General features: G+C 72.7%; 18 protein-coding genes and 1 pseudogene. 15 read left to right on the top strand and 4 right to left on the bottom strand.

The window, feature by feature from the left end; translation table 11 throughout:
- Nucleotides 1–99: 99 nt before the first annotated feature.
- Entirely contained in the window at nucleotides 100–1455 is a 1356-nt protein-coding gene (locus ACWDGI_RS01845) for an SWIM zinc finger family protein (RefSeq protein ID WP_450754328.1), read from the bottom strand.
- A 132-nt stretch (nucleotides 1456–1587) separates the two neighbouring features.
- On the opposite strand from ACWDGI_RS01845, the gene ACWDGI_RS01850 reads away from it, so the two are divergent.
- The 7 genes from ACWDGI_RS01850 (at nucleotide 1588) to sucD (ending at nucleotide 10975) form a co-directional block, all read left to right on the top strand.
- A complete protein-coding gene (locus ACWDGI_RS01850; RefSeq protein ID WP_450754330.1) occupies nucleotides 1588–2706 on the top strand; it encodes an ATP-binding protein in 1119 nt (372 codons plus the stop codon).
- Nucleotides 2703–5114, top strand: coding sequence for a DUF5682 family protein (locus tag ACWDGI_RS01855; RefSeq protein ID WP_450754332.1), 2412 nt, complete (start codon nucleotides 2703–2705; stop codon nucleotides 5112–5114). Before ACWDGI_RS01850 ends, ACWDGI_RS01855 begins: the two co-directional genes overlap by 4 nt.
- Complete coding sequence (locus ACWDGI_RS01860; protein WP_450754334.1) at nucleotides 5111–6295, top strand: VWA domain-containing protein; 1185 nt, start codon at nucleotides 5111–5113, stop codon at nucleotides 6293–6295. The genes ACWDGI_RS01855 and ACWDGI_RS01860 overlap by 4 nt, the downstream gene beginning before the upstream one ends.
- Before the next feature lie 581 nt (nucleotides 6296–6876).
- Nucleotides 6877–7758 (top strand): hypothetical protein, encoded by an 882-nt coding sequence (locus ACWDGI_RS01865; protein ID WP_450754336.1) that lies wholly within the window; start codon nucleotides 6877–6879, stop codon nucleotides 7756–7758.
- Between the two features lie 558 nt (nucleotides 7759–8316).
- Nucleotides 8317–8457: a hypothetical protein gene (locus ACWDGI_RS01870; RefSeq protein ID WP_450754338.1), complete on the top strand. Its 141-nt coding sequence runs from the start codon at nucleotides 8317–8319 to the stop codon at nucleotides 8455–8457.
- A gap of 427 nt (nucleotides 8458–8884) precedes the next feature.
- Nucleotides 8885–10063: an ADP-forming succinate--CoA ligase subunit beta gene (sucC, locus tag ACWDGI_RS01875; RefSeq protein ID WP_351742053.1), complete on the top strand. Its 1179-nt coding sequence runs from the start codon at nucleotides 8885–8887 to the stop codon at nucleotides 10061–10063.
- Between the two features lie 27 nt (nucleotides 10064–10090).
- A complete protein-coding gene (sucD, locus tag ACWDGI_RS01880) occupies nucleotides 10091–10975 on the top strand; it encodes a succinate--CoA ligase subunit alpha (protein ID WP_351318330.1) in 885 nt (294 codons plus the stop codon).
- A 297-nt stretch (nucleotides 10976–11272) separates the two neighbouring features.
- On the opposite strand, the gene ACWDGI_RS01885 is transcribed toward sucD, so the two are convergent.
- Entirely contained in the window at nucleotides 11273–12463 is a 1191-nt protein-coding gene (locus ACWDGI_RS01885) for an RNA polymerase sigma factor (protein ID WP_450754340.1), read from the bottom strand.
- Here ACWDGI_RS01885 and ACWDGI_RS01890 point away from each other — a divergent pair.
- The gene (locus tag ACWDGI_RS01890; protein WP_450755256.1) at nucleotides 12365–13879 is read left to right on the top strand and encodes a cell division protein PerM; all 1515 of its coding nucleotides are present in this window, start codon (nucleotides 12365–12367) and stop codon (nucleotides 13877–13879) included. The genes ACWDGI_RS01885 and ACWDGI_RS01890 overlap by 99 nt on opposite strands.
- Nucleotides 13880–14310: 431 nt before the next feature.
- On the opposite strand, the gene ACWDGI_RS01895 is transcribed toward ACWDGI_RS01890, so the two are convergent.
- Nucleotides 14311–15060: a hypothetical protein gene (locus ACWDGI_RS01895; protein ID WP_450754342.1), complete on the bottom strand. Its 750-nt coding sequence runs from the start codon at nucleotides 15058–15060 to the stop codon at nucleotides 14311–14313.
- Between the two features lie 375 nt (nucleotides 15061–15435).
- On the opposite strand from ACWDGI_RS01895, the gene purN reads away from it, so the two are divergent.
- The gene (purN, locus tag ACWDGI_RS01900; RefSeq protein ID WP_450754344.1) at nucleotides 15436–16065 is read left to right on the top strand and encodes a phosphoribosylglycinamide formyltransferase; all 630 of its coding nucleotides are present in this window, start codon (nucleotides 15436–15438) and stop codon (nucleotides 16063–16065) included.
- Entirely contained in the window at nucleotides 16062–17627 is a 1566-nt protein-coding gene (purH, locus tag ACWDGI_RS01905; protein WP_450754346.1) for a bifunctional phosphoribosylaminoimidazolecarboxamide formyltransferase/IMP cyclohydrolase, read from the top strand. Before purN ends, purH begins: the two co-directional genes overlap by 4 nt.
- A 96-nt stretch (nucleotides 17628–17723) precedes the next feature.
- On the opposite strand, the gene ACWDGI_RS01910 is transcribed toward purH, so the two are convergent.
- A complete protein-coding gene (locus tag ACWDGI_RS01910; protein WP_450754348.1) occupies nucleotides 17724–18320 on the bottom strand; it encodes an RDD family protein in 597 nt (198 codons plus the stop codon).
- A gap of 230 nt (nucleotides 18321–18550) precedes the next feature.
- On the opposite strand from ACWDGI_RS01910, the gene ACWDGI_RS01915 reads away from it, so the two are divergent.
- From ACWDGI_RS01915 to ACWDGI_RS01935, 5 genes and pseudogenes are all read left to right on the top strand, one after another.
- Nucleotides 18551–19405: a bifunctional methylenetetrahydrofolate dehydrogenase/methenyltetrahydrofolate cyclohydrolase gene (locus ACWDGI_RS01915; RefSeq protein WP_450754350.1), complete on the top strand. Its 855-nt coding sequence runs from the start codon at nucleotides 18551–18553 to the stop codon at nucleotides 19403–19405.
- A complete protein-coding gene (locus ACWDGI_RS01920; protein WP_450754352.1) occupies nucleotides 19395–19823 on the top strand; it encodes a DUF3017 domain-containing protein in 429 nt (142 codons plus the stop codon). The genes ACWDGI_RS01915 and ACWDGI_RS01920 overlap by 11 nt, the downstream gene beginning before the upstream one ends.
- A 354-nt stretch (nucleotides 19824–20177) precedes the next feature.
- Nucleotides 20178–20519: a DUF7134 domain-containing protein gene (locus tag ACWDGI_RS01925; RefSeq protein WP_450754354.1), complete on the top strand. Its 342-nt coding sequence runs from the start codon at nucleotides 20178–20180 to the stop codon at nucleotides 20517–20519.
- A 9-nt stretch (nucleotides 20520–20528) separates the two neighbouring features.
- Nucleotides 20529–20684: pseudogene (locus tag ACWDGI_RS01930) on the top strand (LuxR C-terminal-related transcriptional regulator); the annotation flags it as partial.
- A 279-nt stretch (nucleotides 20685–20963) separates the two neighbouring features.
- Entirely contained in the window at nucleotides 20964–21425 is a 462-nt protein-coding gene (locus ACWDGI_RS01935) for a helix-turn-helix domain-containing protein (RefSeq protein WP_450754356.1), read from the top strand.
- Nucleotides 21426–21534 lie beyond the last annotated feature (109 nt).

A 21534-nucleotide genomic window follows, 5' to 3' on the forward strand; every position in this document is an offset into this window, starting at 1 on the left:
CCGGTCGGGTCCCGTGAGTCGGCCCGTCTCTGTGAGCCGGTCGGGTCCCGTGAGCCGGTCGGGTTGTGCGAGGCGACCGGGCTCCGTGAGTCGGTCGGGTCAGCACAGCGGTACCGCTTCGCCCGTGTGCTCCGCCCAGGCCGTCAGGGGTGTGAAGCCCCGGTGGCCGCATTCGCCGAAGACCGTGACGGGAGCCCCGCCGGAGAGAGCGACCAGCCGCCACAGGCCGGGACGGGAGCGGGCGGCGGGAGAGAGAGGAAGCGCCAAGTCGTCCTCGGCGTCGGCCAGTTGCCAGGAGTCGCCGTCCTGGACGGGCACCACCCGGCCCAGCGTCACCGGCACCGACTCCAGCCACGGGTCCTCCCGCAGTGCCTCCCCGTACCGGGCCGCCGCCCGGGCCGTCGTCATGCCGGGCGGCCGGATCGAGAGGGGCGTGGGCGTGGCGAACCGCTCGCCCAGGGCCGCGCGGTGCTCGCCCGCGCCGGGGTAGGCGGAGAGCTCCGCCTCCAGGGCGAGACCGACGGGCAGCGCCAGCTCCGGGGCGCGGCCGGCCGCGCCGTAGGAGAGGAGCAGCGCCGTACGGCCCGTGTCGGCGCCGTGCAACCAGATCCGGCGGGTCGTCAGCTTCGCGTCCGCCGTGTCGTACTGGGCGAGGACCAGCCAGCGGTCGCGCACCGGCGGGCCGTCCGCCGAGGCGGGCAGGCCGATACGGGAGCGGACGGTGGCGGCGAGACTCTCCGGGAGCCGGTCGCGGCGCAGCCAGCCCTGGTCGAGGAGGTGCAGCAGGGCGCATTCCTCCAGCAGTCGCACCGGCCAGCCCGGCCCGGAGCCCGGTATCGCACCCAACTCCCGCACCCGCGCGGCCAGCCCGGGCGCCTGGGCGTCGACCATGCGGGCCGCCGTCTCCTCCCACAGGCCGTACCCCGCCTGCTCGGCCGCGGCCAGGCCGCCGCGCAGCAGGTCGGTCAGGCGCTGCTCCAGCTCCGTGGCGCCCGCCGTGACCCGCTCGGCCCGCCGCTCCGCCCGCCGCCGGGCCGCCTCGGGGTCAGTGGCGGCCGGGGAACTCCCGCCGCCCGCCGTCCGTTTGTCCTCCGCGCGCTTGCGCCGGCCCGCGATCCACTGCTCGGCCCAGTCCGGCGGCTCCGCCACCGCCGGCACCGTGTCGTCCTCGCCCGCCCACAGCAGGAGCAGCCCGAGGGCGTGCTTGCAGGGGAACTTCCGGCTGGGACAACTGCACTTGTACGCGAGCCCGGCCGGGTCCGCGATGTCCACGATCGTCTGGTACGGCTTGCTGCCGCTGCCCTTGCACAGTCCCCATACGGTCCCCTCCTCGCAACTCCCCGCCTCGGACCACGGCCCCGCCGCTCCGAGCTTGCTTCCCGCCTTGCGTGACGCGGCGTCAGGAGCCAGTGCCAGCACCTGGTCCGCACTCCAGCGCACCCCCTGCTGAGTCATGCCATCGAAGGTAGATCCCCCCACTGACAATCGACCCTGCGAGCATGTTTGTGCAGGTCAGAGCGATTGTCAGTGGCGTGGTGCACGGTGGACACCAGATCCGAACCGGCCGAGCTGGAGGGGGCCTCAGCCATGACTGTGTCCGTGGAACCGACCGACCCGACGACCACCGAGGGTGCGCTGCGACCGCACGCCGAGCACGCCTTCGCCGCTGAACTCGCCGCGCTGGCCGCACAGGACGACCGGCCCCGCCCGGCCCGCTGGAGGATGTCGCCCTGGGCGGTGGCCACCTATCTCCTGGGCGGCACCCTGCCGGACGGCACGGTGATCACACCCAAGTACGTCGGGCCCCGCCGTATCGTCGAGGTCGCCGTCACCACCCTCGCCACCGACCGCGCCCTGCTCCTGCTCGGCGTGCCCGGCACCGCCAAGACCTGGGTCTCCGAGCACCTGGCCGCCGCGGTCAGCGGTGACTCGACCCTGCTGGTGCAGGGCACGGCCGGCACCCCGGAGGAGGCGATCCGCTACGGCTGGAACTACGCCCAGCTGCTGGCCAACGGCCCGAGCCGGCAGGCACTGGTGCCGAGCCCGGTCATGCGGGCCATGGCGGAGGGGATGACGGCGAGAGTCGAGGAGCTGACCCGGATCCCGGCCGACGTACAGGACACCCTGATCACGATCCTGTCCGAGAAAACCCTGCCGATCCCGGAGCTGGGGCAGGAGGTGCAGGCGGTCCGCGGCTTCAACCTGATCGCCACCGCCAACGACCGCGACCGGGGCGTCAACGACCTCTCCAGCGCCCTGCGCCGCCGCTTCAACACCGTCGTCCTGCCGCTGCCGGAGAGCCCGGACGCCGAGGTCGACATCGTCGCGCGCCGCGTCGACCAGATCGGCCGCTCCCTCGACCTGCCCGCCGTGCCGGACGGCATCGAGGAGATCCGCCGCGTCGTCACCGTCTTCCGGGAGCTGCGTGACGGCATCACCACGGACGGCCGCACCAAGCTGAAGTCGCCGAGCGGCACGCTCTCCACGGCCGAGGCGATCTCCGTCGTCACCAGCGGTCTCGCCCTGGCCGCCCACTTCGGCGACGGCGTGCTGCGGGCCGGCGACGTCGCGGCCGGCATCCTCGGCGCGGTCGTCCGCGACCCGGCCGCCGACCGGGTCATCTGGCAGGAGTACCTGGAGACGGTCGTCCGCGAGCGGGACGACTGGAAGGACTTCTACCGCGCCTGCCGGGAGGTGAGCGCGTGAGCGACTCCGCGCGGCGGACCGGGCCGCTGCTTCTCGGGGTACGGCACCACGGGCCCGGCTCCGCACGGGCGGTGCGGGCCGCCCTGCAGGCCGTCCGGCCGAAGGCCGTGCTGATCGAGGGGCCGCCCGAGGCCGATGCGCTGATCCCGCTGGCCGCCGACCCGCAGATGCGGCCCCCGGTCGCCCTCCTCGCGCACGCCGTGGACGAGCCCGGCCGCTCGGCCTTCTGGCCGCTGGCCGACTTCAGCCCCGAGTGGGTGGCCATCCGCTGGGCCCTGGAGCACGAGGTCCCGGCCCGCTTCATCGACCTGCCGGCCACGCACACGCTGGCCTGGGGGAGGGCGGGCGAGGAAGCGGCGACGCCTGTCGACGCCGAGACCGGTGCACCCGACGCCGAGACCGAGGCCGGCGAACCCGAGGCCGCGGGCGGTGAGTCCGACGCCGATGAGCGGCTGCGGGTCGACCCGCTCGCCGCCCTCGCCGAGGCCGCCGGTTACGACGACCCCGAGCGCTGGTGGGAGGACGTCGTCGAGCACCGGGGCGGGACCGGGGAGCGGGAGCGGGACGTGCTCGCCCCGTTCGCCGCGGTGGCGGAGGCGATGGAGGTGCTGCGGGAGACGTACGGGGTCGGGGGGCGCGACCGGGACCCGGTGCGCGAGGCGTACATGCGGCTCCAACTACGGTCAGCGCAACGGGAGTTCGGCGAGGATGTGGCGGTGGTGTGCGGGGCGTGGCATGTGCCGGCGCTGCGCGCGCGGAGCACTGTGGCGGCCGACAAGGAGCTGCTGAAAGGACTGCCCAAGGTCAAGACGGACCTGACCTGGGTGCCGTGGACCAACCGCAGGCTGGCGCGGTCGAGCGGATACGGCGCGGGCATCGACTCACCGGGCTGGTACGGGCATCTGTTCCGGGCCCCGGACCGGCCGGTCGAGCGGTGGCTCACCAAAGTCGCCGGACTGCTGCGCGAGGAGGACCGGATCGTCTCCTCGGCCCATGTCATCGAGGCGGTACGGCTGGCCGAGACGCTCGCGGTGATGCGTGGCCGCCCGCTGCCCGGCCTGGGCGAGACCACCGACGCGGTGCGGGCGGTGCTCTGCGAGGGCTCGGACGTTCCGCTGGCGCTGGTGCACGACCGGCTGGTGGTCGGGGACGTGCTCGGGGAGGTGCCGGAGACGGCGCCCGCGGTGCCGCTGCAGCGCGACCTGGCCCGGGAACAGCGCCGGCTCAGGCTCAAGCCGGAAGCACTGGAACGGGAGTTGGAGCTCGACCTGCGCAAGGAGACCGACGCCGGGCGCAGCCGGCTCCTGCACCGGCTGCGGCTGCTCGGCATCGGGTGGGGTGAGCAGACGCAGTCGCGGGGGAGCACGGGCACGTTCCGGGAGACCTGGCGGCTGCGCTGGGAGCCGGAGCTGTCGGTGCGGGTCGCCGAGGCCGGGGTATGGGGGACGACCGTCGAGGGTGCGGCGACGGCCAGGGCCGAGACCGACGCGGCGCAGGCGACCGCCCTCGCCGACGTCACCGCGCTCGCCGAGCACTGCCTGCTCGCCGCTCTGCCGGACGCGTTGCCGGTGGTGATGCGGGCCCTCGCCGACCGGGCCGCGCTGGACACGGACGTCGGCCAACTCGCCCAGGCCCTGCCGGCCCTGGTCCGGTCCCTGCGCTACGGCGATGTACGGGGTACCGACACCGGAGCGCTCGCCGAGGTGGCCGCGGGCCTCGCCGAGCGGGTCTTCGTCGGGCTCCCGCCGGCCTGCGCCGCTCTCGACCCGGACGCGGCGGAGGAGATGCGCGGCCATGTGGACGCGGTGCACACGGCGGTGGGACTGCTCGGGGAGCCCGGGACGGGGCCCGGTTCCGGCGGCCGTGATCTGCGGGGTCGCTGGCGGGCGGTGCTGCGCACACTGGCGGGGCGGGACACCGTGCCCGGGGTGCTGCGAGGGCGGGCGGTACGGATTCTGCTGGACGAGGGAGAGCTGGAGCCACAGGAGGCGGCTCGGCTGATGGGGCTGGTGCTCTCGCCGGGGACTCCGCCGGCGGACGCGGCCGCCTGGGTCGAGGGGTTCGTCGGGGGCGGCGGGGGCGGAATGCTGCTCGTCCACGACGAGCGGTTGCTCGGCCTCGTCGACACCTGGCTCACAGGGGTGCCGGCGGACGCGTTCACGGACGTACTGCCCTTGTTGCGGCGGACGTTCTCGGCGTACGAGCCGGGGGTGCGCAGGACGATCGGCGAGTTGGTGCGCCGCGGGCCGGGGGAGCGGTCGGATGCGCCCGGGCAGGCCGGCGGGACACCGGGCTTCGGCGCCGAGGCGGACGAGGAGCGCGCGGCCGCCGTACTGCCGGTGCTGCGGCTGCTGCTCGGCCTCGACGAGCCAACACCGGACAACGACCTCGTGGGGGTGGGGAGATGACAGCAGGCCTGACGGACGGCACCACCGGCCTCGACGACACGGCCCGGGAACGGCTGCGGCGCTGGCGGCTGGTGCTCGGGGGCGAGGCCGCCGACGGGACCGGCTGCACGTTGTCCGGGCGGGACGCGGCGATGGACGGGACGCTGGCCGCCCTCTACGGGAAGGGGGACAGACCGCAGTCGGGACGGGAGCGTTCGGCGGGGCTGGGGGCGTCGGCGCCGTCGGTCGCGCGCTGGCTCGGGGACATCCGGACGTACTTCCCGTCCTCCGTCGTCCAGGTCATGCAGCGCGACGCCATCGACCGACTGGGGCTGGCCGCGCTGCTGCTGGAACCGGAGATGCTGGAGGCGGTGGAGGCCGATGTGCACCTGGTAGGGACGCTGCTCTCGCTCAACAAGGCGATGCCGGAGACGACGAAGGAGACGGCACGGGCGGTCGTACGCAAGGTCGTCGAGGACCTGGAGAAGCGGCTGGCCACCCGCACCCGGGCCACCCTCACCGGCGCCCTGGACCGCAGCGCCCGGATCAGCCGGCCGCGCCACCACGACATCGACTGGAACCGCACGATCGCGGCCAACCTCAAGCACTACCTGCCCGAGTACCGGACGATCGTGCCGGAGCGGCTCATCGGGTACGGGCGGGCGTCACAGTCGGTGAAGAAGGAAGTGGTGCTCTGCATCGACCAGTCCGGATCGATGGCGGCCTCGGTGGTGTACGCCTCGGTGTTCGGGGCGGTGCTGGCGTCCATGCGGTCCATCGACACCCGGCTCGTCGTCTTCGACACGGCGGTGGTCGATCTCACCGACCAGCTCGACGACCCGGTGGACGTCCTGTTCGGCACCCAGCTGGGCGGTGGTACGGACATCAACCGGGCGCTCGCGTACTGCCAGTCGCAGATCACCCGGCCGACCGAGACCGTCGTCGTGCTCATCAGCGACCTCTACGAGGGCGGGATACGGCACGAGATGCTGAAGCGGGTCGCGGCGATGAAGGCGTCGGGGGTGCAGTTCGTGGCGCTGCTCGCGCTGTCGGACGAGGGGGCGCCGGCCTACGACCGGGAGCACGCGGCCGCGCTCGCCGCGCTCGGGGCACCGGCGTTCGCCTGTACGCCCGATCTCTTTCCCGAGGTGATGGCCGCGGCGATCGAGAAGCGGCCGATCCCGGTACCGGACACCTTGTGAAGGAGACCGCATCAAGTCAAAGAGGTCTTGTGAACCGGACATGATGATTTGGCGGTTGGGGGGCTTGCGCGGCGGTGGGCCGGGCGTGCGAGGATCAACGCCCGTGGGGCGGTCCGTGTTCTCCGGGCTTTCGCGCCGCACCCCTGCTTCGTGTCCGCGTTCCGCCGCACCGGAGGATCCTCCCCGTCTTGACCTCGCCAGCCGTTCTGCCCGGTTCCGCCGCGCGTGAGTCGCGTACGGCGGCGGGGCGTCGTGCGCTGCAACTGGCGTTGGTGGCCGGCGGACTGCTCGCGCTCGGCCTCCTCTGCGGAGGGCGGGCGCAGGCGGCCGAAGGGGCGCAGTCGGTGCTGCCGACGTCGTCCACGCCGCCGTTGACGTCCTTGGTGAGTCGGCTGGGCGCGGACAGGATCCTCCCGCCCAGTGAGACAGCGCGGGACGGCGGAGCGGGCTTTGACGGGAGAACAGCGCCTGACGGAAGAACGGCGCCTGGCGAGACCACGGTCCGTGAGACGGCACCCCACGAGAGCACGCCTCGCCAGGCAGCGCCCCACGGGACCACGGCCCGCGAGGCAGCGCCCCGCGTGACCACACCCCGCGAGGCAACACCCCGCAAGCGCGTCAGCCCCTTCACCTCGGCGCCCTCCACACACGCCTCCGCCTCCACGCACTCCTCCAGCTCTGCGCACTCCTCCACCTCCACGGCATCCGTGGCCCCCACGGCACCCGTGGCCCCCACGGCACCCGTGTCCCGTACGGCATCCCCCGCACCCGTGCTGCCCACCGCGCCGGTGGTCCAGCTCGTGCCGGTCGTGGGGGAAACGGTTCGCTCGGTGACCGCGACCGCGACCGCGACCACGACGACGACCGTGACGGTGACCGCGGCCGTGGTGCAGGGGCTCGGTGACGTGGTGCAGCAGGTGGCGGAGCTGCCGACGGAGCTGGTCACGCTGCCCGTCCAGCTGCCCGCGCTTCCGGCGCTGCCGGGTACGTCCGCCACCCTGCCGGTGTCGGAACCGCCCGGTGGAACCGTCCCGCCGCCGGTCACCTCGGCGCCCGGCACCACCGAGGCGCGGCCCGCGGTGACGGAGGGCGGCCGGCCGCAGGCCACCCGTACGAAGAAGCCGGCGGCGACCGTCGGGTCGTACCGGTCGGACGGGTCGTACGGGCCGCGGGGCACCACCTTTGCCCTCGCGCCCGTCTCCGGGACGGCGGCGCACACGCACGCCGGCGGCCACCGTGCCGCCCGCGCCTTCGACGGCCCGAGCCGCCCCGCGCCCACCGGAGACCCGGACGGCGCGCTGGGCAAGTCGGTGGTCGACGGCAGTTCCTCCAGGCACGGTGACGCGTACGCCGTGACCTTCGACGACCGGGCGCCGCTGCGGCTGGTGCCCGGCGCCGCCGCGCACGTCGGCGTGGCCGGGACCCGGGACAGGCACCGGGACATCCCCGTCTTCCCCGGCTAGGACGGCCGGCCCCCCCCCGCCACAGACCTGTCGCGCGGGGGCGGAACAGGTCTGCCCGCCCGTCCGGACCCTTCGGATCCCGCACCTCGGATCCCCCTGCGGAGTCCCCTCCCACCGCCTCGGACGGCGATGTCCCCAGCCGCGCTTCCGGCTCACCGGAGGCACTCCCGGCTCCGCGGGTGCGTGACACACGCACCGGAGCCCCGAAGGACTGACGTACGCATGAACAAGAACATCAGCGGCCCCCAGAACATCAGTGGCCCCCTCGCCACAGCCACAACAGGCACAGGCACAGCCACAACAGGCACAGGCACAGCCACAACAGGCACAGGCACAGCCACAACAGGCACAGGCACAGCCACAGGCACTGCCAACGCCGCAACCACAGCCATACCCGCCGAGGACGCCGCACGTCGGCAGGGTCCCGGCCGGGCGGCCAGGATCCGTACCGCGCAGGCCATCCAGGGGGCCCGGGCGGCGCGGGCCGCGCAGGCCACGGCCGAGGCCCAGGCCATCGCCAGGGCGCACGCCCGGGCCCTGCAGAGGCGGGCGGCCGCCATGATCGGCTCCGACACCGGCCCCGAAACGGCCTCCGTGCTCTTCACCGGCCTCGACGGGGGCGGCGGGGCCGGATCCAGCCGCGCCCCCATGACCCCGGAGTACGGCCACGGCCCACAGGCCAGGGCCTACCCCGTCTGACTCCGCGGGGTGACTCGGGGTGGGCGGCCGAACACCGTCGGTTCGCCCCCGCCGGGACCCCCGCGGTCCGGGCCGGCCGATCCCCGTGGGGCGGGGAGCGGCGGTCCACCCCGGAGGCGCGCAGCCTCCGGGCGGAGGCCTCACCGGGCAAACCCCAGCCCGGTGAGGCCTCGCACATCGTTCGCAAGACGGCACGCCGTGCCACCAGAACCACGGATACCCGGCATCATGTGACAGGTATCACCGCTCAGGTGTGACCCCTGATTTAGAGACCCCCCGCGAGCGGCGATAATCTGCGAGACGGACATGCCGCGCGCTCGGACACCGTGTGCGCCCCCCTTGTGACACATTGCGGACGTCACGTTGCCCTTCGCGGCACGCCCACGCATCCAACGAACCGCGAGATCACTGATAGGGACGGAAGCGCGTGGACCTGTTCGAGTACCAGGCGAGGGACCTCTTCGCCAAGCACGATGTACCGGTGCTGGCCGGTGAAGTCATCGACACGCCTGAGGCGGCGCGCGAGATCACCGAGCGTCTGGGCGGCAAGTCCGTCGTCAAGGCGCAGGTGAAGGTCGGTGGTCGTGGCAAGGCCGGTGGCGTCAAGCTGGCCGCCTCCGCGGACGAGGCCGTCGCCCGTGCGACGGACATCCTCGGCATGGACATCAAGGGCCACACGGTCCACAAGGTGATGATCGCCGAGACCGCCCCGGAGATCGTCGAGGAGTACTACGTCTCCTTCCTCCTCGACCGTGCGAACCGCACCTTCCTCTCCATCGCCTCCGTCGAGGGCGGCATGGAGATCGAGGAGGTGGCGGCCACCCGTCCGGAGGCCGTGGCCCAGACCCCGATCAACGCGATCGACGGTGTGGACCTGGCCAAGGCCAAGGAGATCGTCGCCGCGGCGAAGTTCCCGGCCGATGTCGCCGACCAGGTCGCCGACATCCTGGTCAAGCTGTGGGACACCTTCATCAAGTCGGACGCCCTCCTCGTCGAGGTCAACCCGCTCGCGAAGGTCGTCTCCGGCGAGGTCCTCGCCCTTGACGGCAAGGTGTCGCTCGACGACAACGCCGAGTTCCGGCACGACTGGGACGAGCTGCACGACAAGGCCGCGGCCAACCCGCTCGAGGCGGCCGCCAAGGAGAAGAACCTCAACTACGTCAAGCTCGACGGCGAGGTCGGCATCATCGGCAACGGCGCGGGTCTCGTCATGAGCACCCTGGACGTCGTCGCGTACGCCGGTGAGAACCACGGTGGCGTCAAGCCCGCCAACTTCCTCGACATCGGCGGCGGCGCCTCCGCCCAGGTGATGGCGAACGGCCTGGAGATCATCCTCGGCGACCCGGACGTCCGCTCCGTGTTCGTGAACGTCTTCGGTGGCATCACCGCCTGCGACGAGGTCGCCAACGGCATCGTGCAGGCCCTGAAGCTCCTGGAGGACCGCGGCGAGAACGTCTCCAAGCCGCTGGTCGTCCGTCTCGACGGCAACAACGCCGAACTGGGTCGCAAGATCCTCACCGACGCCAACCACCCGCTGGTGCAGCGCGTCGACACCATGGACGGCGCGGCCGACAAGGCCGCCGAGCTGGCCCACGCCGCCAAGTAAGCACTCAGGACGAGGACAGAACACACCATGGCTATCTGGCTCAACAAGGACAGCAAGGTCATCGTCCAGGGCATGACCGGCGCCACGGGCATGAAGCACACCAAGCTCATGCTGGGCGACGGCACCAACGTCGTGGGCGGCGTCAACCCGCGCAAGGCCGGTCAGAAGGTCGACTTCGACGGCACCGAGGTACCGGTCTTCGGCACCGTCAAGGAGGCCATCGAGGCCACCGGCGCCAACGTCTCCGTCATCTTCGTGCCGGAGAAGTTCACCAAGGCCGCGGTCGACGAGGCCATCGACGCCGAGATCCCGCTGGCCGTCGTGATCACCGAGGGCATCGCCGTGCACGACTCGGCGGCCTTCTGGGCGTACGCCGGCAAGAAGGGCAACAAGACCCGGATCATCGGCCCGAACTGCCCCGGCATCATCACCCCGGGCCAGTCGAACGTCGGCATCATCCCGGGCGACATCACCAAGCCGGGCCGTATCGGCCTGGTCTCGAAGTCCGGCACGCTGACGTACCAGATGATGTACGAGCTCCGTGACATCGGCTTCTCGACCGCCGTCGGCATCGGTGGCGACCCGATCATCGGCACCACGCACATCGACGCGCTCGCCGCGTTCCAGGACGACCCCGACACCGACCTGATCGTGATGATCGGTGAGATCGGTGGCGACGCCGAGGAGCGTGCGGCCGCGTTCATCAAGGAGAACGTGACCAAGCCGGTCGTCGGTTACGTCGCGGGCTTCACCGCGCCGGAGGGCAAGACCATGGGTCACGCCGGCGCCATCGTCTCCGGTTCGTCGGGCACCGCCCAGGCGAAGAAGGAGGCCCTGGAGGCCGCGGGCGTCAAGGTCGGCAAGACCCCGACCGAGACGGCGAAGCTGGCGCGCGAGCTGCTCGCCGGCTGAGCGTCGTTCTCGACGCCGGCTGACTGAACGCAGGTAGGCCCGTCCCCGGGGTGGGGGCGGGCCTACCGGCGTTTTCGCCGGCCCGCGCCTGCGGGGTGCCGCTGCGCCCACCCGTGCCGCCCAGCGGCACGACTGCCCGCAGCTCAGTAAGCCCCATAATGGGCGCGAGGCTCTGTCGATGTGCGGCTGCCGCCGCGTGGGCGCGACCAGCCCCCCACCGGCCCGCACCCGCCCCCACCGGCCCGCACCCGCCCTCACCGGCCCGCACCCGCTCCCACCGGCCCGCACCCGAACGCGCTACCTCGCCACCGGCACCAGCCTCTCCGGTCCCTTCTCGGTGATCCTCCGCAGCTTCGCCTGCAAGGCCCGCTCCCCTGCCGACAACGGCCCCAGCCCCACCTCCGCCGGTACCCCGCTGATCGCCTGCGCGGGGCCGATCGGCGCCTCGTAGTGCGTCGGTGCCGTCCGCAGCGTCAGCGTCGTCGCCGCGATGATCGTCGCGGTGAACGCCAGCGCGGACCGGGTCCAGAAACGTGTCCGGTGTTCGGCGCAGGTCCGCACAGCGGGCGGTTGGGCCGCCTGCAGCCGCTCCGTCGAGGCCAGTTCGGCCAGCCGCCGGTGCAACGCGGCGGGGTCCGCCAGCTCGGGAACCTGGTCGGCGACCGCCCGCCGCGCATGGGTCAGCCGCCGCGCCGCCGCCGGGGTGCTCGCCTCCGTCTCCGCCGCCGTCTCCGGCAGGTCGAGGCCGACACCGTCGTACAGGAGGAGCGTGCGGCGGTACGACGGCGGGAGCTCGAGGAGTGCCTCCAGCAGCGCGCGGTCGGCCGCGTCGGCCGGCAGGGCTTCGGGCTGACGGTAGCGCAGCCGGAACCGGTGCCAGGGGGAGAGCGCGCACTCGTGCGCCACTGCCCGCACCCAGCCTGCCGGGTCCCGGTCGCGGGCCACCTGCGGCCAGTTCTGCCAGGCGAGTTGGAAGGCCCGCTCGACGGCTTCGCGCGCCAGCTCCCGGCGCCCGGTGAGCAGGTAGGTCTGCCGTACCAGGGCCGGGGCGCAGAACGCGTACAGCGCGTCGAAGGCCTGAGTGGGCGTCAGGGCAGCGGACGGTACGGCCTCGTCGGCGGGGACAGGGCTCTGCGTCACCGGGCGCACCTTCCTTCGAAAAAACACATAAACATATATTGGGCGACACTTCGGTAGTTCGCCTGTTACGACGGGAAAGCGCGTGTCGTTGGGAGCATGGCCGTCGTGATTCGGATGCCCGCCCACCGGCCGCCGTCGGCACCTCCGTCGCGCTCGTCGCGCCCGCCGCGCCCGCCGCTTCTGTCGCTCCTGCTCACCCGGTTGCGCGACCGATCCCCCGGGCTGGGCGCGAGCCTCCTGGGCGGCGCGATCGCGGCCGGGCTCGGACTCGCCTGCTTCTCCGTGCTGGTGATGGCGCTGTGGGTCAGTTCGCCGTACCCCGACAGCGGGCCGGGCGGCGCGCTGCATCTCGCGGCGGCGCTGTGGCTGCTCGCCCACGGGATCGAACTGGTCCGCACCGACACCCTGTCCGGGGTGCCGGCCCCGGTCGGGGTGACGCCGTTGCTGCTCCTCGTGCTGCCGGCGCTGCTGGTGTACCGGGGAGCGCGGGAGGCGGTGGACGCCCCGGACACCGACGGCGACGGCCACGGCGACGGCCACGGCGACGGTGCCGACGTGGACGCACCGCCGCCGGTCCGGGCCCGTACGGCGTGGACCGGCGTCGTGGCCGGCTACCTCGGCGTCGGCGGCTGCGCCGCGTTGTACGCGTCCAGCGGCGAACTGCGGCCCGTGTGGGGGTGGGTGGCGGTGTGTCTGCCGCTGCTCGCGGCGGTCGCGGCGGGCGCCGGGGTGTGGACGGCGTACGGCCGTCCCCGCGAGCCGCTGCTGAGCCTGGTGGGGGTGGTCCCGGGGCCGGTACGGCGACTGCTCCTGGGCCGGGACACCCGGGCACGGTGGGGTACGGCTCTCCGCGCCTCCCTGGCCGGGGTCGCCGTGTTCTTCGGGGGCGGGACGCTGCTGCTCGCGGTGTCGCTGGTGCTGCACGGTGAGCCGGCCCGGACGTCGTTCCTGCAGCTGACGGAGGGGTGGACCGGCCGGTTCGCGGTCCTGCTGCTCTGCGTCTCGCTGATCCCGAACGCGGCGGTGTGGTCGGCGTCGTACGCCGTCGGCCCCGGCTTCGCGCTCGGCGCCGGTCATGTCGTGAACCTCCTGGCCGCCGACCCGGCCCCGCTGCTGCCGCCCTTTCCGCTGCTCGCGGCCGTGCCGGCGCACGGGCCGGGCACGCCGTCGAACTGGCTGGCCGGGGCGGTGCCGCTGGCGGCCGGGGTGACGATGGCCTGGTTCGTGGTGGGCAGGGCGACCAGACGGCGCTGGCCGGCCGGTCGTACGGCCGGGGTGATGGCGCTCGCGGCCCTGCTGTGCGCGCTGCTGCTCGCGGCCCTGGCCGAGCTGGCGGGCGGCCCCCTGGGCGTCGCCGCGCTCACCCGCTTCGGCCCGGTCTGGTGGCAGACGGGCGCGGCGGCCGGCGGCTGGCTCCTGGCGGTGGGCGTACCGGCGGCCCTGGCGCTGCGGGCCTGGCGGGGGACGGGCCCGGGCTCGCTCGCGGCATGGCTGGGCTTCGGCAAGCAGCGGCCGGAGGAGGAGCCGCCGGCGGAGAAGAGGAGCGGGCCCCCCTCGGCCCCGGCCCCGGTGGCCGTCCTCCTGCCCGACCAGGGCGACGGCGACACGTTCGAGCCGTACGAGGCGCTGCCCGCCGAGCCGTACGAGATGCCACCGGCCGCCCCGCCGCCGTCCGACACCTGGCAGAACGAGACGACCCGCGAGGCCCGGCGGCCGGCACCGCAGGAGTCACCCGAGCCACCGACCGGCCCGGACGAAGCCTGACCGTGTCGGAACAGCTCCCGACGGAAATCAAGCGCCGGACGGCCCCGGCGAAGCGTGAGCGTCGGAAAGCTCCCGACGAGGAGTGAGCGTCGGACGGCCCCGACGGGGCCTGAGCGTCGGAAAGCTCCCGACGAAACCTGAGCGTCGGAAAGCTCCCGACGAGGCCTGAGCGCCGGACGGCCCCGGCGAAACCTGAGCGTCGGAAAGCTCCCGACGGGGCCTGAGCATCGGACGGCCCCGGCGGAGCGTGAGCGTCGGAAAGCTCCCGACGAGGAGTGAGCGTCGGTCGGCCCCGACAAAGCGTGAGCGTCGGACAGCTCCCGACGGGGCCTGAGTGTGGGGCGGCCGCGGCGCAGCCTGCGCGGCGGACGGCCCCCGACGGGACCTGACCGCCCGTCAGTGGGGCGTCCGGGCCGCGTGCGGGTAGTTCCTCAGCTGTTCGTGGTGCCCAGGATGGTGCGGAGTTCCTTCGGGAGCAGGTGGTCGCAGGACTGCTTGGCCTCGTTGGTGAGGGAGTCCGAGACGCACGTGTAGTAGTCGCGGTAGACCATCTGGGCCGTGAACGTCGCCGCCACCAGGGCCAGCGCCAGCGACGCCGTGACCAGGCCGCTGATCGCCGCCGTCGTCTGCGGGCGGCCGGCGTTGGCGTTGGCCGCGGCCTCCTCGGGGCTGCGCGGCCTGGCGCGGATCGCGCTGACACCCCAGTAGATGCCCAGGGCGCCCAGCAGCAGGGCCACGTAGGGCCAGCCGAAGAGGGCGAAGAGGAAGGCCCACATGCCGCTCAGCAGGGCGTACCGCGCCCGGCGCTGCGCCGGGTCCGTCGGGTCCCAGCGCATCCCCGGGCCACCGGGGCCGCCCTGACCGCCGCCGCCCGGACCGCTCTCGTCGGGACGCTGGCCGAAGCCGCCGGACTGCCGGCCGGGCTGGCGGTCGCTCCACTGGCTGCCCCAGGGCGACTCCTGGTCTCCGTCACCGGCCGGGCGGCGCGGCTGCCACGGCTTGTCCGGCGAGCCCTCCGGCGGCGGGGCGAAGGGGTTGTCGTCCTGCTGGTCGCCCTTCGGCCGGTCCGAGGGCGCCTCCGGCGGCGAGGCCGGCCGCTCCCGCAACAGCACGGCGAAACGCGGCCCTCCCTGCACCGACTGCGGGGGGAGCATACGAAGTCCCAGGCTGCGGTCCGGCATCAAGTGAGCGTCTTCCCCTAGATCAAGATGAACAGAGCTGATGGCTACGAGTGGCTTACGGATACGGCTGGCTTACGGATACGACTGCACGGATACAGCTGATGGCTACGGCTGATCGATACAGCGGGCGAAACGGCTGGTTACTTCGTGAACGCGTCGTATCCCGGACGCGTTCCCGCCTCGGTACCTCCCAGACGCTACCTTCCGGCCACGCCCCCGTCCCGTGGGGGCCGTCCGGTGTGCCGGTATCGTTGCTGACGGTCGGCCGCTTCGTAGACTTCCCCGTATCCCGGGGCGCGAAGCACTCGTACGAATGTACAAAGCCGGTACGGGTCCGGCCGCCGTACCGACGCTCCCCCGAGAAAGGGCCCCACCGTGGCCGCCAAGCCCGTGGCCAAGCGCCTCGTCGTGCTGGTCTCCGGATCCGGCACCAACCTCCAGGCGCTCCTCGACGCGATCGCCGAGACCGGCGTCGAGGCCTACGGCGCCGAGGTCGTCGCCGTCGGAGCCGACCGCGACGGCATCGAGGGGCTCGCGCGCGCCGAGCGCGCCGGGATCGCGACCTTCGTGACCAGGGTGAAGGACTTCGGGACACGGCAGGAGTGGGACCGGGCGCTGGCCGACGCCGTCGCCGCCCACGAGCCCGACCTCGTCGTCTCCGCCGGGTTCATGAAGATCCTCGGGAAGGAGTTCCTGGCGCGGTTCGGCGGGCGGACCGTGAACACCCACCCCGCCCTGCTGCCCAGTTTTCCGGGAGCCCACGGCGTACGGGACGCGCTCGCGTACGGCGCCAAGGTCACCGGCTGCACCGTCCACTTGGTCGACGACGGCGTCGACACCGGGCCGATCATCGCTCAGGGCGTGGTGGAGGTCCGGGACGAGGACGACGAGAGCGCTCTGCACGAGCGCATCAAGGAAGTCGAGCGAAGCCTGCTCGTCGAGGTCGTGGGGCGGATCGCCCGCAACGGCTATCGCATCGAGGGACGAAAGGTAGTTATCCAGTGACCGCCGAGAGCAACAAGCGGCCCATCCGACGGGCGCTCGTCAGCGTCTACGACAAGACGGGCCTCGAAGACCTCGCGCGCGGGCTGCACGAGGCGGGCGTCGAACTCGTCTCCACCGGCTCCACCGCCTCCCGTATCGCCGCCGCCGGGGTCCCCGTGACCAAGGTGGAGGAGCTCACCGGCTTCCCGGAGTGCCTGGACGGCCGGGTCAAGACCCTGCACCCCAAGGTGCACGCCGGCATCCTCGCCGACCTGCGTCTGGAGAGCCACCGAGGGCAGCTCGAAGAGCTCGGTGTCGAGCCGTTCGACCTCGTCGTCGTGAACCTCTACCCGTTCCGAGAGACCGTCGCCTCGGGTGCCTCGCCCGACGAGTGCGTCGAGCAGATCGACATCGGCGGCCCCTCGATGGTCCGCGCCGCCGCCAAGAACCACCCCTCGGTCGCCGTGGTCACCAGCCCCGAGCGGTACGCCGACGTGCTCGCCGCCGTCGCCGCGGGCGGTTTCGACCTCGCCACCCGCAAGCGGCTGGCCGCCGAGGCCTTCCAGCACACCGCGTCGTACGACGTGGCGGTCGCGAGCTGGTTCGCCTCCGAGTACGCGCCCGTGGACGAGTCGCGGTTCCCCGACTTCCTGGGCGCCACCTGGGAGCGCGAGAACACCCTGCGCTACGGCGAGAACCCGCACCAGCCCGCCGCCCTCTACGTCGACGCCAGTGGCGGTGGCCTCGCCAAGGCCGAGCAGCTGCACGGCAAGGAGATGTCGTACAACAACTACACGGACACGGACGCCGCGCGCCGTGCCGCGTACGACCACGACGAGCCGTGCGTCGCGATCATCAAGCACGCCAACCCCTGTGGGATCGCGATCGGTTCGGACGTCGCCGAGGCGCACCGCAAGGCGCACGCCTGCGACCCGCTGTCGGCGTTCGGCGGGGTCATCGCCGTGAACCGGCCGGTCAGCAAGGAGATGGCCGAGCAGGTCGCCGAGATCTTCACCGAGGTCATCGTGGCGCCCGACTACGAGGAGGGGGCCCTGGAGGCCCTCGCCAAGAAGAAGAACATCCGGGTGCTGAAGGCCCCGGGCGCCCCCGCCAACCCGGTGGAGGTCAAGCCCGTCGACGGCGGTGTGCTGCTCCAGGTCACCGACCGGCTCCAGGCCGACGGTGACGACCCGGCCAACTGGACCCTCGCGACGGGCGAGGCGCTCAGCCCGGAGGAACTCCGCGAACTCGCCTTCGCCTGGAAGGCCTGCCGGGCCGTGAAGTCCAACGCCATCCTGCTCGCCAAGGACGGCGCCTCGGTCGGCGTCGGCATGGGCCAGGTCAACCGCGTCGACTCCGCGAAGCTCGCCGTCGAGCGGGCGGGGGAGGAGCGGGCGCGCGGCGCCTACGCCGCCTCCGACGCCTTCTTCCCCTTCCCCGACGGCCTGGAGATCCTCACCGCGGCCGGCGTGCGGGCCGTGGCCCAGCCGGGCGGTTCGATGCGTGACGAACTCGTCGTGGAGGCCGCGAAGAAGGCGGGCGTGACCATGTACTTCACGGGGACGCGGCACTTCTTCCACTGAGCCGTGGGTGAAGCGGACAGACACCAGGGCCGTGTCCCCCTGCGCGGGGGGCACGGCCCTTGGAGTGTGCGGGAGTCGGCCGGAGGTTCAGGTCGTTCAGTTGCTGCGGATCACGATCGTGCCGCACACCTTGTCGGCGAACGTCTGGCGCTTGGCGTCCCACGCCGGCCACAGCCAGCCCAGGTAGCAGGCGAGGCTGTCCAGGAAGTGGGCGATACGGCGCACGAAGGCCATGCCGACGCCGATCGGCTGGCCGGTGGCCTCCTTCACCAGGCGGATGCCCAGAGCCTTCTTGCCGACGGTCTGTCCGGTGCGGCCCTCCATGATCAGCTGCCAGATCGCCAGGCCGATGAGCGCGAGACCGCCGATGAGCGCCAGCGCCGGGGTGTTCTTGCCGACGATCACCAGGATGTAGGGCACCAGGAAGACCAGGCCGTCGACGAGGGTGCCGAGGAAGCGCTGACCCCAGTTCGCGTACGGCGGGGTGGCGCCGTAGCCCTGCTGCGGGTAGCCGTAGCCGCCCTGCTGCGGGAAACCGGGCTGCTGGGGGTAGCCGTACCCTTGCTGCGGCGGCACGCCCTGCGGGGCCTGCTGGTAGCCGGGCTGCTGCTGCGGGTAGCCGTAGCCGGGCTGACCCTGCTGCGGGTTCTGCGGCTGCTGACCGTAGGGGCTGTTGGGCGAGCCGAAACTCATGGCCGAATTCCTCCGTTGGACCTGCGGGGACGACGCGGACAGGGACGGAGGTACGTCATGTTCTGAGCGGTTTGCCCCCCAACCGGACCGCGATACTGCGCCGCTCATCGTTTAGTAAGGGCGAGTTGTTGTCCAGTCCGATTCGCGAGGTGTTGTGCAAGTGCAACATCATTGATCATGACCGCACACCCGATTGGAACCGGGAGACCGGCATCCGCGAGGATGGAGCCATGACCGCCCAGATTCTCGATGGCAAGGCCACCGCAGCCGCGATCAAGTCCGATCTGACCGCCCGCGTGGCGGCGCTGAAGGAGAAGGGCGTCACGCCCGGCCTCGGCACGATCCTGGTCGGGGACGACCCCGGCAGTCAGAAGTACGTCGCCGGCAAGCACCGCGACTGTGCGCAGGTCGGCATCGCCTCCATCCAGCGTGAGCTGCCCGCCACCGCGACCCAGGAGGAGATCGAGGCCGTCGTCCGCGAGCTCAACGACGACCCCGCCTGCACCGGCTACATCGTCCAGCTCCCGCTGCCCAAGGGCATCGACGAGAACCGCATCCTGGAGCTGATGGACCCGCACAAGGACGCGGACGGCCTGCACCCGATGAACCTGGGCCGGCTGGTGCTCGGCGAGCCCGCGCCGCTGCCCTGCACCCCCAACGGCGTGCTGACCCTGCTGCGCCGCCACGGCGTCGAGATCAAGGGCGCCGAGGTCGTGGTCGTCGGCCGTGGCGTGACCATCGGACGCCCGATGCCGCTGCTGCTCACCCGGCGCAGCGAGAACGCGACGGTCACCCAGTGCCACACCGGCACGCGTGATCTCTCCGCCCACCTCAGGCGCGCCGACATCATCGTCGCGGCGGCCGGCTCCCCGCACCTGATCCGTGCCGAGGACGTCAAGCCGGGCGCGGCCGTCCTCGACATCGGCGTCTCGCGCAACGCCGAGGGAAAGATCGTCGGCGATGTGCACCCCGGCGTCGCCGAGGTCGCCGGGTGGCTCTCCCCGAACCCCGGTGGTGTCGGACCGATGACCAGGGCCCAGCTGCTCGTCAACGTGGTCGAGGCGGCGGAGCGCAGTGTCGGCTGACGGCGGTCACGGACAGGACGCGGGGCGCCGTACGACCCGGCGCTTCCCGCTGTTCACACGGGACACGGCACGCCCCGAGGGGGGCGGCAGGGCCGCGTCGGGAGACCTGCCGGCGCCGGCTCGGCAGTGGCCGATGCTGGTGGTGCTGGCGACCGTCGCGGTGGGGTTGCTGCTGACCTCGCTGGACCAGTTCCGGGTGGGTGCGCTGCTGATCGGGGCGGCGCTGCTCGCGGGGGCGGTGATGCGCTGGATACTGCCGAGCGTGGGGATGCTGGCGGTGCGCTCCCGGTTCACGGACATCGCGACGTACGGGGTGCTGGGGCTGGCGATCGTGCTGCTGGCGTTGATGGCGCAGCCGAAGCCGTGGCTGGTGATCCCGTATCTGAAGGACACGCTGCACTTCACGATGAGGAGCTAGCGGGTTCGTTCGGGGTCGGCTGCGGGTGTGTGCGGGCTGGTCGCGCCCGCGCGACGGTACCCGCGCGTCGACACGGCCCCGCCCCCCTTACGGGACCTTCCAGTGCGGGCGCTTGAAGGTGCGCCCCGCGATCGAAGAATGCCCCGCGATCGAAGAATGCCCCGCGATCGAAGAATGCCCCGCGATTGAAGAACGGCCCGCACCTCCCCCGGTGGGTGCGGGCCCTCCCCCCGGTTTCGAAGGTAGGGATCCGGCCTCGTCCGCGAATCCCACCCCCGGTTGAACGCACTACAACTTCCGCGGTACCCCCGGTGGTTGACTCCCGGCCCCGGACCCCCGCGTTACGCTGCGGCGATGCGACTGCGGAACCCGCCCTCACTCGCCGTCGACACGCTGATCGCGTGCGGGACGGTCGTGATGGCCGTGTTGCTGGGGCGGGAGTCGCCCGCCCAGGGGTGGCCGCAGCTCGACGCGCGGGCGTACATGCTGATCGTGCTGGCGCAGCTGCCCGTCGCCCTGCGCGGGCGGTGGCCGGTCGCGGTCTTCGCCGTGATGCAGTGCGCGTCGATCGTCTACATCGGCCTCGGCTTCTGGCCCGTGGTGTGCACCTTCGGCTCCCTGCTGGGGCTGTACACGGTCGCGTCGGTGCGGCCGGTCCGGATCGCCGTCGGGCCGACGCTGATCGTCCCGCCGTAGAGCTTGGCCCGCTCACGCATGCCCGAGGCCACCGTGAAGACCCACCTCAACCGCACGATGACCAAGCTCGACCTGGGCAGCCGGGCACAGGCGGTGGTGGTGGCGTACGAGACGGGACTGGTGACGCCGGGCGGGCTGGGCGGCCCGGCAGGCCTCGGCGGCTGACAGCGGCTGACAGCGGCTGACTGCGGCGGACAGCGATGGAAAGCGGCTGAAAGACGGCCCGTCCCCTCCCCCGAGCAGGACGGACCGCCGTCGGGTTTCAGCCTTCCCGTCGCGCGGTGGCTCTTCAACGGCTGTCCGCCGGCTGTGGCACAGAGGTGACAGTTCCGCTACGGACCGTCCGCACTGCCACAGCCTGCGGGAACCGTCGGACCGCCCCCCGTCGTCACCCGGTCTGAACTGGCAACGAACTGGCAACGCGGGAAGCCGTGGAGGTGTGTCATGGGCGGCTGGCAGCCGCTGCCGGAGGGGCTCCCGGCGGAGGTGCGGCACTTCGTGGAGCAACTGCGGCTCCTCAAGGACGACACCGGTCTCAGCCTGGTCGCGCTGGGCGCCCGCACCGCGTACAGCAAGTCCTCCTGGCAGCGGTACCTCAACGCCGTTCAGCCGCCGCCGCGGCAGGCCGTCGCCGCGCTGTGCCGGGTCGCGGGACTCACCGGCGCCGACGCCGAACGGCACACCGTGCGCTGGGAGCTGGCCGTCCAGGCCTGGCCGCGCCCGGCCGACGTGCCGGAACCGCCGCCCGGAACCGGGGAGTACGAGGACGACCCCACCCTTCCCTGGTGGGACCGCCCGGAAGAGGAGGGGACGGCCCGCTCGCACGGCCGGCTGCTGCCGGCCGCGGTCCTGCTGCTGCTCGTCCTGCTTCTCGTGACGGTCGTCGGTGCCGTGGCCCTCGGGTGAGCCGGGTCTCCCGTGACCTGCGAGGTCACGGCCCGATGATCGGTGTGTCGATGTGTTGACAAGTTCGCGGATATGTCACGAAGCCGACTCACAAGCGGGCTAACGTGTC

Source organism: Streptomyces sp. NPDC001220 (assembly GCF_053597895.1).